The sequence below is a fragment of the Streptomyces sp. NBRC 109706 genome (genome assembly GCF_000974485.1).
Classification (GTDB): domain Bacteria; phylum Actinomycetota; class Actinomycetes; order Streptomycetales; family Streptomycetaceae; genus Streptomyces.
Window position 1 is genome coordinate 220,080 of record NZ_BBOM01000011.1, and the last position, 15,049, is coordinate 235,128.

At 72.1% G+C, this 15,049-nt stretch carries 23 protein-coding genes; 18 read left to right on the forward strand and 5 right to left on the reverse strand.

Features of this window, described 5'->3' with window-relative positions; translation table 11 throughout:
* Nucleotides 1-39 precede the first annotated feature (39 nt).
* Together AOM46_RS25765 and AOM46_RS25770 are read right to left on the reverse strand one after the other, a co-directional pair.
* On the reverse strand, nt 40-1,911 hold the full coding sequence (locus tag AOM46_RS25765; RefSeq protein WP_062215650.1) for an AAA family ATPase: 1,872 nt from the start codon (nt 1,909-1,911) through the stop codon (nt 40-42).
* 51 nt (nt 1,912-1,962) lie between these two features.
* Nucleotides 1,963-2,535, reverse strand: a complete 573-nt coding sequence (locus AOM46_RS25770; protein WP_062215651.1) for a uridine kinase — start codon at nt 2,533-2,535, stop codon at nt 1,963-1,965.
* 166 nt (nt 2,536-2,701) lie between these two features.
* Here AOM46_RS25770 and AOM46_RS25775 point away from each other — a divergent pair, with 166 nt between their 5' ends.
* The gene (locus AOM46_RS25775) at nt 2,702-4,066 is read left to right on the forward strand and encodes a C39 family peptidase (RefSeq protein WP_062215653.1); all 1,365 of its coding nucleotides are present in this window, start codon (nt 2,702-2,704) and stop codon (nt 4,064-4,066) included.
* Nucleotides 4,067-4,152: 86 nt separating this feature from the next.
* On the opposite strand, the gene AOM46_RS25780 is transcribed toward AOM46_RS25775, so the two are convergent.
* The 3 genes from AOM46_RS25780 to AOM46_RS25790 all read right to left on the reverse strand — a co-directional run bounded on the left by AOM46_RS25780 (nt 4,153) and on the right by AOM46_RS25790 (nt 6,517).
* The gene (locus tag AOM46_RS25780; RefSeq protein WP_158920627.1) at nt 4,153-5,412 is read right to left on the reverse strand and encodes a site-specific integrase; all 1,260 of its coding nucleotides are present in this window, start codon (nt 5,410-5,412) and stop codon (nt 4,153-4,155) included.
* Nucleotides 5,382-5,828, reverse strand: a complete 447-nt coding sequence (locus AOM46_RS25785) for an ImmA/IrrE family metallo-endopeptidase (RefSeq protein WP_062215655.1) — start codon at nt 5,826-5,828, stop codon at nt 5,382-5,384. The genes AOM46_RS25780 and AOM46_RS25785 overlap by 31 nt, the downstream gene beginning before the upstream one ends.
* 164 nt (nt 5,829-5,992) lie before the next feature.
* Nucleotides 5,993-6,517, reverse strand: a complete 525-nt coding sequence (locus AOM46_RS25790) for a helix-turn-helix transcriptional regulator (protein WP_062215658.1) — start codon at nt 6,515-6,517, stop codon at nt 5,993-5,995.
* 167 nt (nt 6,518-6,684) lie between these two features.
* On the opposite strand from AOM46_RS25790, the gene AOM46_RS32525 reads away from it, so the two are divergent.
* The 17 genes from AOM46_RS32525 to AOM46_RS25870 all read left to right on the forward strand — a co-directional run bounded on the left by AOM46_RS32525 (nt 6,685) and on the right by AOM46_RS25870 (nt 14,944).
* Nucleotides 6,685-6,915, forward strand: coding sequence for a helix-turn-helix domain-containing protein (locus tag AOM46_RS32525; RefSeq protein ID WP_078857189.1), 231 nt, complete (start codon nt 6,685-6,687; stop codon nt 6,913-6,915).
* Nucleotides 6,915-7,181 carry a helix-turn-helix domain-containing protein gene (locus AOM46_RS25795; protein WP_062215666.1) on the forward strand — a complete coding sequence of 89 codons (267 nt, stop codon included), beginning with the start codon at nt 6,915-6,917 and terminating at the stop codon, nt 7,179-7,181. The genes AOM46_RS32525 and AOM46_RS25795 overlap by 1 nt, the downstream gene beginning before the upstream one ends.
* 91 nt (nt 7,182-7,272) lie before the next feature.
* Nucleotides 7,273-7,707, forward strand: coding sequence for a hypothetical protein (locus tag AOM46_RS25800; protein WP_158920629.1), 435 nt, complete (start codon nt 7,273-7,275; stop codon nt 7,705-7,707).
* Complete coding sequence (locus tag AOM46_RS25805) at nt 7,700-8,428, forward strand: hypothetical protein (RefSeq protein WP_158920631.1); 729 nt, start codon at nt 7,700-7,702, stop codon at nt 8,426-8,428. The genes AOM46_RS25800 and AOM46_RS25805 overlap by 8 nt, the downstream gene beginning before the upstream one ends.
* Nucleotides 8,421-8,756: a hypothetical protein gene (locus tag AOM46_RS25810; protein WP_158920588.1), complete on the forward strand. Its 336-nt coding sequence runs from the start codon at nt 8,421-8,423 to the stop codon at nt 8,754-8,756. The genes AOM46_RS25805 and AOM46_RS25810 overlap by 8 nt, the downstream gene beginning before the upstream one ends.
* Nucleotides 8,753-8,956: a hypothetical protein gene (locus AOM46_RS25815; protein WP_062215673.1), complete on the forward strand. Its 204-nt coding sequence runs from the start codon at nt 8,753-8,755 to the stop codon at nt 8,954-8,956. The genes AOM46_RS25810 and AOM46_RS25815 overlap by 4 nt, the downstream gene beginning before the upstream one ends.
* Entirely contained in the window at nt 8,953-9,792 is an 840-nt protein-coding gene (locus tag AOM46_RS25820) for a PD-(D/E)XK nuclease-like domain-containing protein (protein ID WP_062215676.1), read from the forward strand. The genes AOM46_RS25815 and AOM46_RS25820 overlap by 4 nt, the downstream gene beginning before the upstream one ends.
* Nucleotides 9,789-10,751 (forward strand): ATP-binding protein, encoded by a 963-nt coding sequence (locus AOM46_RS25825; RefSeq protein ID WP_078857190.1) that lies wholly within the window; start codon nt 9,789-9,791, stop codon nt 10,749-10,751. Before AOM46_RS25820 ends, AOM46_RS25825 begins: the two co-directional genes overlap by 4 nt.
* Nucleotides 10,748-10,936, forward strand: a complete 189-nt coding sequence (locus AOM46_RS25830; RefSeq protein WP_062215678.1) for a hypothetical protein — start codon at nt 10,748-10,750, stop codon at nt 10,934-10,936. The genes AOM46_RS25825 and AOM46_RS25830 overlap by 4 nt, the downstream gene beginning before the upstream one ends.
* Before the next feature lie 82 nt (nt 10,937-11,018).
* The gene (locus AOM46_RS25835; protein ID WP_062215680.1) at nt 11,019-11,363 is read left to right on the forward strand and encodes a hypothetical protein; all 345 of its coding nucleotides are present in this window, start codon (nt 11,019-11,021) and stop codon (nt 11,361-11,363) included.
* Nucleotides 11,364-11,432: 69 nt separating this feature from the next.
* Complete coding sequence (locus tag AOM46_RS25840; protein ID WP_062215682.1) at nt 11,433-11,762, forward strand: hypothetical protein; 330 nt, start codon at nt 11,433-11,435, stop codon at nt 11,760-11,762.
* Nucleotides 11,759-12,127 (forward strand): hypothetical protein, encoded by a 369-nt coding sequence (locus tag AOM46_RS25845; RefSeq protein WP_062215683.1) that lies wholly within the window; start codon nt 11,759-11,761, stop codon nt 12,125-12,127. Before AOM46_RS25840 ends, AOM46_RS25845 begins: the two co-directional genes overlap by 4 nt.
* Complete coding sequence (locus tag AOM46_RS25850; protein WP_062215684.1) at nt 12,124-12,945, forward strand: hypothetical protein; 822 nt, start codon at nt 12,124-12,126, stop codon at nt 12,943-12,945. Before AOM46_RS25845 ends, AOM46_RS25850 begins: the two co-directional genes overlap by 4 nt.
* Complete coding sequence (locus AOM46_RS25855) at nt 12,942-13,235, forward strand: WhiB family transcriptional regulator (RefSeq protein WP_062215685.1); 294 nt, start codon at nt 12,942-12,944, stop codon at nt 13,233-13,235. The genes AOM46_RS25850 and AOM46_RS25855 overlap by 4 nt, the downstream gene beginning before the upstream one ends.
* Nucleotides 13,236-13,251: 16 nt before the next feature.
* On the forward strand, nt 13,252-14,211 hold the full coding sequence (locus tag AOM46_RS34250) for a hypothetical protein (RefSeq protein WP_158920633.1): 960 nt from the start codon (nt 13,252-13,254) through the stop codon (nt 14,209-14,211).
* Complete coding sequence (locus tag AOM46_RS34255) at nt 14,211-14,756, forward strand: hypothetical protein (protein WP_062215687.1); 546 nt, start codon at nt 14,211-14,213, stop codon at nt 14,754-14,756. The genes AOM46_RS34250 and AOM46_RS34255 overlap by 1 nt, the downstream gene beginning before the upstream one ends.
* Entirely contained in the window at nt 14,753-14,944 is a 192-nt protein-coding gene (locus tag AOM46_RS25870) for a hypothetical protein (RefSeq protein WP_062215689.1), read from the forward strand. The genes AOM46_RS34255 and AOM46_RS25870 overlap by 4 nt, the downstream gene beginning before the upstream one ends.
* The last annotated feature ends 105 nt before the right edge of the window (nt 14,945-15,049 follow it).

Below are 15,049 nucleotides of genomic sequence, written 5' to 3' on the forward strand. Positions count from 1 at the left end.
CGGGAGCCGGTACCCGTGTAGTACGGCTGCCAGGCCGGGTCAGGTCAACGGTGGGAGTTCGTCGTCGGTGGGGCGGGCTCGGCCGGCGAGGACTTCGCCGTAGGCGAGCATCAGGTCGGGGAGGCGCAGGGTGGAGAGTTCCTGCCGGGTCGGTGCGGCGCCGGACTCCGTGAGGCGGACATCGCGGAAGGCGCAGGCGGACTCGTACAGGGTGCGCAGAAAGCGGCCGTTGCCCAGATCGTCGATCCAGCCCTCGGCGACCACATGGCCGCTGATGCTGCGCAGCTCCTCCAGCGCCTCCGGGTCCCAGGAGTCGCCGTGCTCAGCCGCCAACAGCTCGCCGATGGCGGTGAGTTCGTCCGGACGGTAGCTGGGGAACTCCACGCGCGTCGCGAACCGCGAGCCGAGCCCGGGATTGGCGGCCAGCAGCCGGTCCATGCCCTCGGGGTAGCCGGCCAGGATCACCACCAGATGCTCCCTGCTGTCCTCGGCGCGCTTGAGCAGGACCTGAAGCGCCTCGTCCCCGTAGGCGTCCCCCTTGCTGTAGCCGGAGTGCACCAGGCTGTACGCCTCGTCGATGAAGAGCACCCCGCCCAGCGCCGAGTCGATCAGACGGTTCGCCTTGACCGCCGTCTGGCCCAGGAACTCGCCGACCAGGTCCGCCCGTTGGGCCTCCACCAGCCGGTCGTGCGCCAGCACGCCCAGCGCGTGGAAGACCCGGCCGAGTATCCGGGCCACCGTGGTCTTGCCGGTGCCGGAGGGGCCGGAGAAGACGAAGTGCCGCTTGGGGGGCTGCACCGGCAGGCCCTGGCCCGAGCGGAGCCGGGCCATCCGCAGCTGGGCCGACATGGCCCGCACCTGTTCCTTGACCGGCTCAAGACCCACCATCCGGTCCAGTTCGGCGAGCGTCTGCGCCAACAGCGTCGGATCGGGGGTCGGCGGCATCGGGCCGCCCGCCGCGTCCTGGCCGCCCGCGCCGAAGCGCGCGGCGCCGTCCGCGCCCGCCCGGTCGCCCCCGGCCGCGGTGGCGGGCGACGGCACCCGTCGATCCGGGTAGGGCGACGCCTCCGGGCCGCCGGACGCGACCAGACCCGCCTCGTCGTCCCCGTCGCCCAGACCGCCCAACGGCAGGCCCTCGGCGTCGTCATGGGTGAGCGCGGTCAGCCGGACCGCCGTGTCCATGAACTCCGGATCGGCGTGCTGGACCGCGCGGTACAGCGGGATGGCGGCCGCGCCCCGGCCGCTGCCCTCACGTGCCCTGGCCAGCCAGTAGCGCAGCTCCTTGCGCTGCGGATGCTCGCTGCGGCAGCGCACCAACGCCGCCGCCAACAGCGGCTCGGCCTGGTCGAACATCTCCAGCCGCACCCGCGCCATGCCGGCGAACAGGCCGGCCTCCACGCCCAGTTGGGGGTCGTCCGTGAGCTTCGACGTATAGCGGTACAGGCCCTCCCAGTCCTTGGAGAGATAGCAGCGGCAGGCGTGCAGAAAGCGGGCGTAGGGGTCGGACTCCGGGGCGGGGCAGTCGGCGAGCGCGCGGTCCAGCTCCGCCATCCGGCGCCCGTCGAGTAACTGGGAGGCGTGCGCCAGCACCAGATCCCGCTCCGTCTCCAACACCGGCTGCACCCACCAGCCCAGCCAGTACCAGGAACTCAACGGCCGCCCATGGCGGGCCCGTTGCTCGCCGAACCTGGCGCGGTTGCGGTACATCTGACGGAGCGCCACCGGGACGTCCGTGCGTAACGCGTGGAGGCCGAGCCAGGCGTCGGCCATCCCCGGGTCCTCCCTGACCGCCGCGCGGAACTCCTCCTCGGCCTCCGGGTACGCGGCGGCCGTATAGGCGTCCACCCCCCGCAGCCAGGCCAGATCCGCCATGGGCGAGGGCATCCCCGGGGCCGGTCCGCCAGCGGTCATGCGCGCCTCGCAACGCGGGTGCCGCCGGCCGCCCCCGGCATCCGGTGGACCTTATTCGCAGGCATGGTGACTGTCTCCCCCTGAAGTCATCAGGATATCCGCAAAGGGTCTTGACGGGTCATCGGCAAAATGGCGCCGCTCGGCCCGCTGCCATCCGTCCCAGAACGCGGCCTGCGCCGGTCCGTCCCGCGCACGCCCCCGCCGCCACGCCTCGTCGAACGGCACGTCCAGCCAGATCAACAGGGCCAGCCGCGGCCGCAGGGCGCGCCGGCCGGCGCCCACGCCCTCCACCAACACCACGGGCGCGGGTGGGAGCGTCGCGGTGCCGGTGAACGCCCGCCGCGTCCAGTCGTAGACGGGGTAGCGCGCCGACTCGCCGCGCGCCAGGGGATCGAGCACCCGGTCGAACAGGGTGTCCGTCCAGTCGAAGAGCGCGTCATGGGAGGCGAGATCGTCGAGACGCAGCACCGGGGTGCCGGGCAACAGCCCGGCCAGCGCGGTGGCCAGGGTGCTCTTGCCCGATCCCGCGTGCCCGTCGATGCCCACCAGCCGCACCGGCCCCACCGAGGGAGGCAGCTCCCGCAGCCGGGCCGCCAACTCGGCCTGGTCCCCTTCGAAGATCATCGCGGCCAGCGTAGCGCCGCCACTGGTCGACACCAATATTGGTACGCCCCGTCCGCCGGACCTTACTGGTCGTCAGCCCGCCCAGCCGAGATAGTGGTACGCACTCGCGCCTGTGCCGCCTCGCCGCCGGGCGAGGCGTGGGCTCTGACCACCGGGAGACCAACACGTGACCAGCACCCCCCGACGCACCGTACTGGCCGCCGCCGTCGCCGCCGTTGGCACCGCCACCGCGCTGTCCGCCACCCCCGCCCTCGCCGCCGGCCGGCCGGGCCGGCCGGGGCGGCCCCACGCCGACTCCACCATCGAGTACCACGCCTGGACCACGGCCGCCGACTGGCGCCGGGGCACCGGCGACGGCGTCTCCGTCGTCGGGGGCGCACGCCCCGGCGTGGTGATCGCCGAACCGGTGGGCACCCTCGAATACGCCGACCCCCATCTGGGCACCACCAGGACCTGGGAGTACGCCACCTGGGTCTCCCCGGCGCACACCCCGACCACGCCGGGCAGCGAACTGATCGCCTCCTGGAACACGGACACCCCGGCCGGCACCTGGATCCGCGTCGAGGCCCGCGCCACCTACTCCGACGGCACCGAGAGCCCCTGGTACACCCTGGGCGTCTGGGCCTCCGGCGACGAGGACGTCCGCCGCGCCTCGCTGGACGGCCAGGAGGACGGCAAGAGCACCGTCTGGACGGACACCCTCGCCATCGACGACGCCGACTCCGGCCTCCGTCTCGCCTCCTACCGGCTGCGGCTCACCCTGCACCGGGCGCCGGGCAGCGACGCCACTCCCACCGTCTGGCGGGCCGGCGCGATGACCTCGGACGTCCCCAACCGCTTCGAGGTGCCGGCGAGCACCCCGGGCGTGGCCGCCGGCATCGAGCTGACCGTCCCGCCGTACTCGCAGAACGTCCACATCGGGCGCTATCCCGAGTACAACAACGGCGGGCAGGCCTGGTGCAGCCCCACCTCCTCGCAGATGATCATCGAGTCCTGGGGCCGCGCCCCGACCCCGGAGGACCTGGCCTGGGTCAACCCGGACTACGACGACCCGCAGGTCTGCCACGCGGCCAGGTTCACCTACGACTACGAGTACGGGGGCTGCGGCAACTGGCCGTTCAACGCCGCCTACGCCGCGACCTATCCGGACCTGGAGGGCGTCGTCACCCGGATCGCCTCCCTGGACGAGGCCGAGGAACTGATCGCCGCCGGCATCCCGTTGATCACCTCGCAGTCCTTCTACGAGGCCGAACTGGACGGCGCCGGCTATGGCACGGCCGGCCATCTGATGACCGTCGTCGGCTTCACCGACGACGGCGACGTCATCGCCAACGACCCGGCCAGCAGCTCCAACGCGGCCGTCCGCCGCGTCTACCGCCGCCGCCAGTTCGAGAACATCTGGCTGCGGACGCAGCGCTACGACGAGGCGGGCCAGGTCAGGGGCGGTACGGGGGGAGTGTGCTACCTGTACTTCCCGGCCAACCCGGCACCGGCCCAACGCAGGGCGCTGCGGCGTCTGGGGCTCTGCTGAACGCGGCGAACGGCCCTCTCGCTGCGTCGGGCGAGAGGGCCGTTTCCTGCCCCTGGTTGGGCCCCAGGGAGAATCCAGGGAGATCTTTAGGAATCTGCGGCGAACCAGTCCTGCATCGCGCGACGACCGCGGCCGTCGGCCTCGGGCATCATGTGCGCGTAGATCCGCAGCGTGATCGACGGGTCCGCGTGGCCCAGCCAGTTCGACACTGCCACGACCGGCTCCCGGGCGTGGAGTTGCACCGAGGCGAAGGTGTGCCGCAGCACGTGGAAGCCGTCCGACCGCGCCTCTGCATACTTCAGCTCCGTCCGGCTTCCCCGCCGCACGCTCTCCGGGGGCGGAATCACCCCGGCTGCGGAGAGTGCCGGCTTCCAGTACCGGCCGTTCCAGGAGTCCCTACGACACGCTCCGCCCTGGGGACCGGTGAAGATGAGCTCGAAGGTCCGCGCAGCCCGCTCCTTTGCCTCCTTCTCCGTCGCCGCCGGCGCCGGGTCGCCCCACGGCAGGGTCACCTTCTTCGCCGGGCACGCCTTGAGATGCGAGCGCAGTCGCTGCAGCAGGTAGGCCGGTACCGGCACGCTGCGGGTCTTCCGCCCCTTCGGTAGGTCGAAGACGAGCTTCGCCCCGACCTTCTTCACCTGTCGCCGAACGTGCAGCATCTCGCCCACCTCGTCGATGTCCTCCACCGCCAGGCCGAAGACCTCCGACTGCCGCAGGCCAGCGCCCACACCGACGTCGACCATGACGCGGAAGCGCTCCGGTATGGCAGCCCGCACCGTGCGAATACGGTCCTTCGTCCACGGCTGCACCGCGCGGGGAGGGATCGTCGGCAGCTTGATGCTCTTCGCCTTGCAAGGGTTCTTCCGGATCCGGTCGTCGTCGACGGCGGCTTGCAGGATCGAGGACAGGTAGCCCCACACCTCGTGCACTGTCGAGGGGCCGATCCGCTGCTGCAACTCCTTGAGGAACAGTCGCAGTTGCGGCACCCGGATCGCGTTCAGTGACTGGGCGCCTAGAAGGTCGCGGATGTGGCCGAGGCGGCCCGCGACCGTGTCGCGGGTGGGCGGGAGGTCGGTCCGAGCGGGAAGCCACTCATCATCGATGTAGGCGGCCAACAGCATCCGGCCGCGACGCGGGTCGAGGAACTCTCCTTGGCTGGCCTCGTGTTCGGCCTTCGCCAACCACGCCTTGGCGTCGCCCGCCTTGTCGAAGCTGCGTGCCCTCACACCCGGGATTCCGGTGACCTTGTAGCGCTTCCCCACGCCCCACAGGGCGGTGCGCTCACGTTGTCCCGTCTTCGGGTTCGGCCGCTTCTTCAGCCAGCGGTCCTCGATGTAGCCGGCCACGGCCATCCCTCCCCGTCGAGGTCGTGCAGGCGGATGCGGAGCATCCGCTCGGTCACCTGCAGCTCTGCCGCTGCGGTGCGGACATCCTCCGCCCACTGGGCGACGGGCGCCAAGTCGCTGATGGCGATGAGCTTTCGGGCGGCTTGGCGGTCTGCGTATCGCTCTTGGTGGATGGCGGTCGGGCCGACGGTGCCGACGCAGTCGGCGTCGTCGGCCAGGACGTGCTCCAGCTCATGCGCAAGCACACACCGCTCCTGCACGGGCGAGAGACCGGAGGCGACAACGACCTTGCGGTAGTAGGGGGACCAGGCTCCCCAGGTGTCGCGGAGCCATACGCGCATCACGGGGATGCCGAGTTGGTCGAGGATCTGGGCGGGGGAGTACGACAACCCGTGCGCTAGGTCTGTGCTGAGCAATATTCCCCCCTGAGTGTGGCCCAAGTGGGCACAGATGTACCGCAGATTAGAACACTATGTGTACCTCATCGGTAACCCTGCGCGGAAGGCGAACGCGCCTATTGGGGCAGCGGAACGCCTATGGGACAACCAAGCCGTGGGGGGGCGGACTTGGGCGAGCGGAGCTATATCGTCGGATCGTCACGATCCGGGTCAAGGGCACGCAGGATGCGTTCGGCGTCGTCCTCGGCCGGCCCCTCGCCCTCGGCGTGTGGCCGCGAGGCCGCGAGGTCGTACCGCTGCTGGGCGGGCGCGCGTGAGGCATTGATCCACACGAGGAGGTCGGTGATCGCGGCGCGGGATCGCTGCACGAGGTCGGCGGGCGCTCCGGCGTCGCGCGCGGCGTCGATCAACTGCCAGGCCGACTCGGCAAGATTGGCGGTGGGGGCGACCTCTTCGGGCTCGCCGCCGGCGAGGACGTGCTCAACGGCCCCGGGGGTCCACCGGAAGAACTTGCTGACCAGCATGTAGCCGTCGGGGATTGCGGGTGCGCTCTCGGGGCGGCGGCCTTGTTCGTAGTTCTGGATGGTCTTGTGGCTGAGGCCGATCTGCTCGGCGAAGTCCTGCTGGCGGCGGATACCGCGGTCGAGGCGGTAGCGCCGGATGGTGCGTCCCAGGTGCTTCCAGTCCTGCGTGCGTGCGGAGTCCACTTCGGCCCTTCCTAGGCAACGGCAAGCAACGGCGGGCAACAGCGTGCCACGCGTTCGCCGTGCTGTCACAGGCGACTCTCGGGCGCAAAGGGGCACCTGACCAGCGCGTTACTTCTGATTGCTTGCTAAGGCTTGCTGATGCTCCGTTCATTGCTTACCATTGCTTCATGCAAGCCCGGGGAGCACGTATCCGGCGCAAGCGTGAGGGGGCCGGCTATGGCCTCAGGGCCTTCGCCGACCTGATCGGCATCTCCCCCTCATGGCTCTCGCGGATCGAACGAGACCAAGCAAGCCCGAGCCCCGACGTGCTGCGCCGGATAGCCCTTGCTCTCCAGCAAAACCCGCACGTCACGGCAGCAATCGCCGAGATCGCCTACTCAGAAATCAGCGAGGAGTAATGACCACCACGATGTCCCCCCACCTCACCGTCAGCCAACTGGCGGCGCGGTGGCACACCGACCCCAAGGGGATCTACAACCTGCGCCAGCGCGGCAAGACGCCCCCCGCCATGAGGCGTGGCCGGATCCTGCTCTTCCCGCTGGCCGAGGTGGAGGCGCACGAGCGGCGCCTCCTCGACGCCGACTCTCAGCGGGCCAACACCGTCGAGATGCGACCGGCGGAGCCGCTGGCGCGCATACCGCGCCAGCGCGGCAAGGCCGCCTGACAAGCAAACGGGCCGCCCTCGGGCGGCCCGGGGCGCCGTGGCTGCGGCGCCTGACCTATCCCCTGCACCACTACAGAGAGAGGAGTAGGCCGTGTCCGAGCCTACCCGCACGACCATCACCTATGACCCTGACCCGCACCCGACAATGCGCGATCTGCATCGCGTGATGGGTGAGTTGCTGGACCTGCTGCCCGACATGGGCGACCCGACGGGCGTCTCCTGGGATGTGGGGCGTCAGCCGGATGGCACGGTGGGGCTGCGTGTCAGCGCCGTGGGTCCCGACGGGCCGGAGTTGCTGGAGGCGGCGCACCGCCTGATGGGCGGCGACGTGAGGCCGTCCGGCGACGTGCTGGTGCACGTCGGGGGCGGGCGGTCGCGGATGACGGCGCTGCACACGGAGCACGTAGGTGTGCCGGTGCGCGTGACGGCGTGGCTGCCGGAGCCGGACGAGCGCGAGGCGTTGCTGGCCCGTCTGGCCGAGCTGGACGCCGCCGAGGGTCCGCAGGGTGGTGGCGACGGTGAGTGAACACACGCCGATGTCGCCGGAGCGGCTGGCCGCGATCGCCGCCCGCGCCGAGGCCGCGACGCCAGGGCCGTGGCAGTACGACTACGCCGACCGGGAGGTGATGACCGGCCACGGGATCGCCGTGGCCGACATCCACCCGGCCGACGACGACGGCCGGTTCATTGCCCACACCCGCGAGGACGTGGACGCGCTGCTGGCTGAGGTGGAGCGGCTGCGGGACCGGGTCGATGAGGTTGAGCGCCGGTACACGTTCGACACGGCCGACCTCAAGCAGCAGCGGGACGCGGCCCGCGCGGTGGTGGCCGAGCAGCAGGACGCGCTGTCCGCCGCCCGGCCCTCCCGGCAGGAGACGGCCACCCGCGCGGCTGTGCTGCGGGAGGCGCAGGACGCGACGGTCGCGTGGTTGGTCAAGAAGGCGGGCGAGGAGCGGTCCGTCGCGATGCAGGAGGAGAAGCGCCGGGCGACCGCCCGCGCCCGCCACTACTGGGAGCGCGCCGAGCTGATCAGCACGCTCGCCGACAAGGTGAGCAGGGGCGCGGTCCGCCCCTTCCTCGACGCCGCCCCGCTGCAGCCGACCCGCGCCGAGGTTCTGCGGGAGGCGGAGGCCCGCCTGCTGCTGCACGCTGAGCGGCTGGAGTCTGCCGTCTGGGCGGCTGCCGCCCGGGTGGTCGCCAGCATGGCCGACGAGGCTGACACCGCCGGGGGTGGCGACCGTGGCTGAGCGCGCCACCCGCCGGGCCATCGCACGGCTGATGGCCGTAGCGGCGACGCCCGGACCCGACAGGCGGACCAGCCTCGCGGACGCGCGCACGGCGCTGTGCCTCGCACGCGGAACTGCCATCGCCGACATTGATCCGGCGACGGGCTACGACTACTCCGACGCCGCCTACGAGACCGTGCGCGCCAGCTGGCGCACCCACGCCGAGAATTGGTCCGAGGACTACGACCCGCCCCGGTACGAGGCGGCGCGCGCCCAGTGGGCCCGGCATCGTCCGGATCTCACCGACGACTGGCTGGCCGGCATCGACACCGCCGGGGGTGCGCGATGACCCCGCAGCTCCCGTCGGAGCATCTGGCCCAGCAGGAGCAGACCCGCGCGGACGGCCTCGCCCGCCGCTGCGGCGAGATCTCCGGCACCCCGGGCCACCCGTCCGCCGGGAGCCTGCACCACTACCAGGCCGCGTACCGCAACGCCGCCGGCACGGGCGCCGCGCACACCGCGCCGCTCGACCTCGGGGAGGCGTCGTGAGCGCGCCGACGGCCGAGGTTGTGCCCGGCGTCTACGACATCCCGGCCGAGCAGTACCACGCCGACCCGGTGCCGGGCGGGTCGCTGTCCTCCACCGGCGCGCGGAAGATCCTCGCCGCGCCGGCGAAGTTCCACCACGAGCGCGAGCACGGCTCACCGGCGCCAGCGGACCACATGGAGTTCGGCACCGCCGTGCACTCCATCGTCCTCGGCGACGGGCCCGACGTGGTGTGCGTCGACTGGGACGACTGGCGCAAGAAGGACGCCCAGGCGGAGCGGGCGGAGATTCGCGCCGCCGGCGGGGTGCCGCTGCTGCCCGCCCAGTACGACCAGGCGCAGGCCATGGCGACGGCGGTGCACAAGCACCCGCGCGCTGCCGAGCTGTTGGCCGCGGGTGAGGCCGAGCAGACGTTCATCTGGCGCGACGACGCGACCGGCGTGTGGTGCCGCTCCCGGGTGGACTGGCTGTCGCCGCTGGCCGTGACGGACTACAAGACCTGCTCGGACGCCTCGTTGGAGGCGATCCAGCAGTCGATCTACCGGTGGGGCTACCACCAGCAGGCCCCGTGGTACCTGGACGGCGTCCGCGCCGTCCTCGGGACGGCGGACATGAAGTTCGAGTTCATCTTCCAGGAGAAGGATCCGCCCTACCTGGTGCGAACGGTCCAGCTCAGCGCGGATGCGCTGCTGCTGGGGTCGGCGAGGAACCGGCGGGCCCGCGAGGTCTACGCCGAGTGCCAGCGCACCGGCATCTGGCCGGGCTACGGCGAGACCACTCACTACCTGTCTCTGCCGCCGTGGGCGGCTGATCGCGATGCTCAGGAGTACCTGTCATGACGCTGCCCGCACCCAAGCGCACCGCCCAACCGGCGCCCCAGGAAGCTGAGTTCGGCGACGGCGAGTTCGTGTTCCGCCCGGCTACGAAGGAGCAGGCGAAGGCCCGCGTGGCACTGATGGGCGTCTCGGGCTCCGGGAAGACCTGGACCGGCCTCGCGTTGGCTCACGGCCTCGCCGCCGGCGGCCGGCTGGCCGTCATCGACACCGAGCGCGGCTCCGCGTCGAAGTACGTCGGGACGCGCGGCATCCAGTTCGACACGTTGCAGATGTACCGCTACGACCCGCGCGATCTGGTGAAGGCGCTGGCCGTCGCCGCGAAGGCCGGCTTCGACGCCGTGCTGATCGACAGCCTGAGCCACTTCTGGAAGGGCACCGACGGAACGCTGGAGCAGGTCGACCGGGCCAAGGCCCGGTACGGCAACAACTCCTTCGCGGGCTGGAAGGAGGGAACCCCGATGCAGAACCAGATGATCGATGCTCTCCTCTCCTACCCCGGGCACGTCGTCGCCACGATGCGCGCCCACACCGAGTGGTCGCTGGAGCGCAACAAGTCCGGCGTTCTGGAGCCGAAGCGGCTCGGGACGCGCGCCGAGCAGCGGCGCGACGTGGAGTACGAGTTCGACGTCGTCGGCTCGATGGACGTCGACACGACGCTGACGGTCATCAAGTCCCGCTGCCCCGCGCTCCACAAGCAGGTCCTCAAGGAGCCTGACGGGGCGCAGGTCGCGAGGCAGCTGCTCGGCTGGCTGGAGGACGGCGCCCGGGCGGCGGACCCGGGGGAGTACCTGGAGCGGGCGCAGGCGCCGGACGCGACCTATGAGGGGCTGCTGGCCCTGTATGCCGAGGTTGAGGCGCGCGGCCTGCTGGCGTCCCCGTACCTGGACGGCGAGACGCCCACCAGCCTCGGCGAGTACATCCGGGCCCGGGGCACCGCGCTGAAGCAGGCGGGTGCGCGGTGAGCGCCTACATGCCGCTGATCGCGGTGGCGGCGGGCCTGATCGGCCTCGGCGTGGGGCTGGTGGTGCTGGCCCGCACGCCCGCGCTGTGGTCAAGCACCGGCCCCGTGCCGGAGCGGGATGACGAGCTGCTGACCGAGGTGCTGCGGGAGCACCGGGTCACCGACGGCCCCAACCCCCGCCCCTGATCCACCCCCTGACCGGTTCCGCCGGCCGGTGACCAGCCCCGGCCGGCGGAACCCCCAACACCAACACACCTGAGGAGCACAGATGACCGTCTCCCTCTGCAAGCACTCCTTCCCGATCCAGCCCCCACACGGGTCGATCGTCCGCCCCGGACCCTGTGTCGGCTGCGGCATCACCTGGGACGACTGCCAAGCCGACCTCGCCCGGCAGGAGGCCGCCCTGATCGACGGCTCGTCCCACGACGGCCAGTGCGGTCACTGCGACCAGACGCGGCGCCTGTACAGGTGGCAGCCGCTCCGCCAGCCGTGGGACGAGCCGGACTACGAGCCGCCCATCACGTGGCTGTGCGCGGCCGGCTACGACGCCGCCACGCAGGCGTACAACGCCGACATCGCGGCCGCCATGGCTAGCGGCCTCTCCACCCCCTGATGTTCGGCCGCCCCCGGCACTCGAACTGCCGGGGGCGGCCACCCCGAACGATACCGAGAGGAGCACACGATGACCGAGCCGATCCCCGCCGTCGGCCGCTGCCAGCGGTGCCAGCAACTCCGGCCCGTCTGGCGCCTCGACGCCCCCGCCGCGTTCTGGAACGACGCCCGCTACACCACCCCGACCGGAGCGTGGCTCTGCGCCCGGCACTACAGCGACGCCACCACTACCCACGAGGACGGGCAGGCGTACACCGTCGAACACGACCTGGAGGTCTTTCCCTGGGAGACCGCGCCGCTACGCGTCTTCACGCCCTCTGGCGAGGTGCTGACCGAGTCCGACCGCGACTTGGCCGCCTGCCGCGCCATCCTCGCCGCCACGGACGGAGCGGCGTCGTGACCGGCACCCAGCTCCAGCTCCCAGCCGTCGTCGCGGGCACGGTCAACCCCGCCGCCGGGGAGCGCGCGAAGCGTGACGGCATGGCCCGCGCCGAGCAGCGCACCGCCCCGTCGTGGGCCGCCGCCTGCCAGGCCGCCATCACCGTCATGGCGCGCAGGGGCGTGCCGTTCCAGGCCGCCGACCTCGTCCGCGAGGGTCTGGTGGACGAACCGGACGACCACCACCAGTGGGGCCCCCAACTCGCCATCGCCGCCCGGCGCGGGGTCATCCGCGCCCACGGCTACGCCCCCTCCCGCCGCGCCACCACCAAGGCGTCCGCCTGTCGCCGGTGGATCGGCGGCGGCGCCGAGGAGGTGGCCGCGTGACCACCGCAACCAGGCCCCTCCCGCCGCACGGGACGACGCGCCGCTACGAACGCGGCTGCCGCTGCGACGCCTGCCGCCGCCAGCGCGGCGCCGACGTCAAGCGCGCGAGGTACCTGCGCTCCATCGGCCGCCCGCTCACCGTGCCCGCCAAGGACGCCCGGCGCCACCTCGACGCGCTCCATGCGGCCGGCATGTCCGACCAGGCGATCATCGACGCCGCTGGCGTCAGCCCCGACACCCTCTACGGCCTGACACAGGGCCGGAGCACCGTGCGCCGCACCACCCACGACGCGATCCTCGCCGTCCAGCCCCCGCCCGCCGCGATGCGCAACAACCAGCGCACCGACGGCACAGGCACCCGCCGCCGGCTCCGCGCCCTCATCGCCGCCGGCTGGCCCCGCGCGGCAATCGCACGCGAAATGGGTGCCCACAAGGAGTGGGTGCAGTACCTCGTCAAAACCGAACGACCAGTCACCACCTGGACCGCCTACCGCGTCTCACTCGCCTACGAAGCGCTGGCCGCGCGGCAGCCGGAGGACAACGGAGTGCAGCCCATCCGAGCCCGCGCGGCACGCGAGGAGGCGCTGGCGGCTGGCTGGCCCGACCCGCTGTTCTGGGAGGACTGGGGCGAGATTGACAACCCCGAAGCGCCCGAGCGGGAGCCCGAGGAGCGGCGGACCATCCGCAGCGAAGCGGCCTACAAGGCCGGGGAAGTGCGGCACCTGGCGGCCTGCGGACTGACTACCAAGGAGATCGCCGACCGGGTCAGCTACAGCACCGGCTACGTCGAACAACTCCTCGCCCGGGGGTCGGCATGACCAGCCACGACTGGGAGTTGTCGGCCGCGTGCCGCCGGCCGGGCGCCGATCCGGACGCCTGGTATCCGACCACCGGCCAGACCGCCGACGTGGCCAAGAAGATCTGCTGGGCCCGCCCCTCCCGCGTGGCCTGCCTGGAGGCCGCCATGGCCGAGGAGCACCCGGCCAACCCGCAGCGGGTGCGCCGCTGGGGCATCCGAGGCGGCCTCGACCCCGCCGAGCGCGCCGAGAAACAACGCCGCCGCACCATCGCCGCCGACCGCGCGGCCACCCCGACCCCGACCAACTGACCACGCAGGAGCACCGATGCCTTGGGTTCGCCTGGACGACCGCTTCCCTTCTCACCGGAAGGTCGCGCTGTTGTCCGACCGAGCGTTCCGGCTGTACGTCTCCGGGCTCTGCTGGTGCTCCGAGAACCTGACCGAAGGCCGCATCGCCACTCGGGAGTTGAACCTTATCTCCCGGGTGCGCGGCGCCAAGACCGCGGCGGCCGAGTTGGAGAAGGCCGGGCTGTGGGACCGGACCGACGACGGCTGGGAGGTGCACGACTACCTGGAGTACAACCCGGACCGTGCCCGGGTGAAGGCCGACCGGGAGGCGAACGCCGCCCGGCAGAAGGCGTGGCGGGAGCGGAAGAAGGCCGAGCGTGAGGCGAAGCGCGCCGCCGAAGAGGCCGCGCGTAACGGAGAGAGTAACGCCCCGCGTAACGGCGTTACGGATGACGGTTCTGGCGTCGAAAACGACGGCTCGGCGACACGAACGCGACACGACGGCGACACGAACGCGAACGGAAGCGACCCCGAAAATCGGCCGTCGTCGCAGGTAGACGAGTTTCGTAACGGCGTTAATAACGCTGCCCCGTCCCCGTCCCGTCCTTCTTCTCCTTCTACGAAGGAGAAGAAGAAGCAAGCAGGCACGCAAGACGGCCCCCTGGTGCCCGACTTCGCACGGGATCTCGTGGACCAGCTGACCGCCGCCGGGATGGTCGTCGGCTGGCGCCTCTCCGAGGTGGAGTGGTTCAAGATCCACGCCCACATCAAGCGCAGCAGCATCCCCGCGCTCGTGGAGTTCACCCGCCGCCGCTGGAACCCGGCCGACCCACCGCGGTCCGCCCGGTACCTCACCCGCATCTGGGAAGACATGCCGTCCGTCCCCGCCGGCACCCCCGGAGCCCCCGCACTCCCCGCCGCCGCCACCGGCACCACCGGCGGAAGCCACAACTCGTCCGTGATCGCCCGCTTCCGCGCCCGCGCACAGGAGCAGTGATGAACCTCAACCAGACCGCCGACCTACTCGAACTCCTCTCGGCCGCCAACGTGTTGAACCGCATGGAGGCCGGCACCCCCGACGTGTGGCACGCCGCCCTGGGCGACCTGCCGTACCGGGACTGCATGGCCGCCGCCGCCGACCTGATCCGCACCCAGCAGTGGGTCAAGATCGCCGACATCCGGCAGGCCGTGCGGGAGCGCCGCTCCCAGGCCGCCGCTGACTACGTCGGCCCCGGCCTGACGGTCGAGGTGCCCGACGCCGACCCCGACGACGTGACCGCCTACCTCGCCGCCCTGCGCGGCCAGCGGACCCGTGCCGCGTCCGGGCTGGAACGGCCCCGGCCCGTCGCCCAACTCCTCGGCGGCGTCGGGCGGGCCGTCCCCGCGCCCCGCCGCGCGCCCGGCCCCATGTCCATCCCCTGCCCCCGCTGCACCGCGCCCATGGGCAAGGGCTGCCGGCTCCCGTCCGGCCGTCCGCGCGGCGCCGGTCCGCACCGGGAGCGGGCGCAGGCCGCGCGGCAGAGATGGGAGGCCACCCAATGACCGCCGTCGTCTGGCTGGAGTGCGACGCCGAGACCGCCCCCGGCGAGCGGTGCCACGTCCACGACACGCCGCCCGGCCCGCCGTGCACCGCCACCGAGACCCGTGCGCGACTCCGGCGGCAGGGCTGGCGCCGTACCCGCGACGGCCGCGACATCTGCCCCGACTGTTGGACGGCGGGCCAGCGATGACCGCCCCGCCGATCCCCGGCCGGCGCCCCCGCCCACCCGAACTCGCCGTCGCCTGCCCCTGGTGCCGCGCCCCCGCCGGCGTTCGCTGCACCACCCGACGCGGCA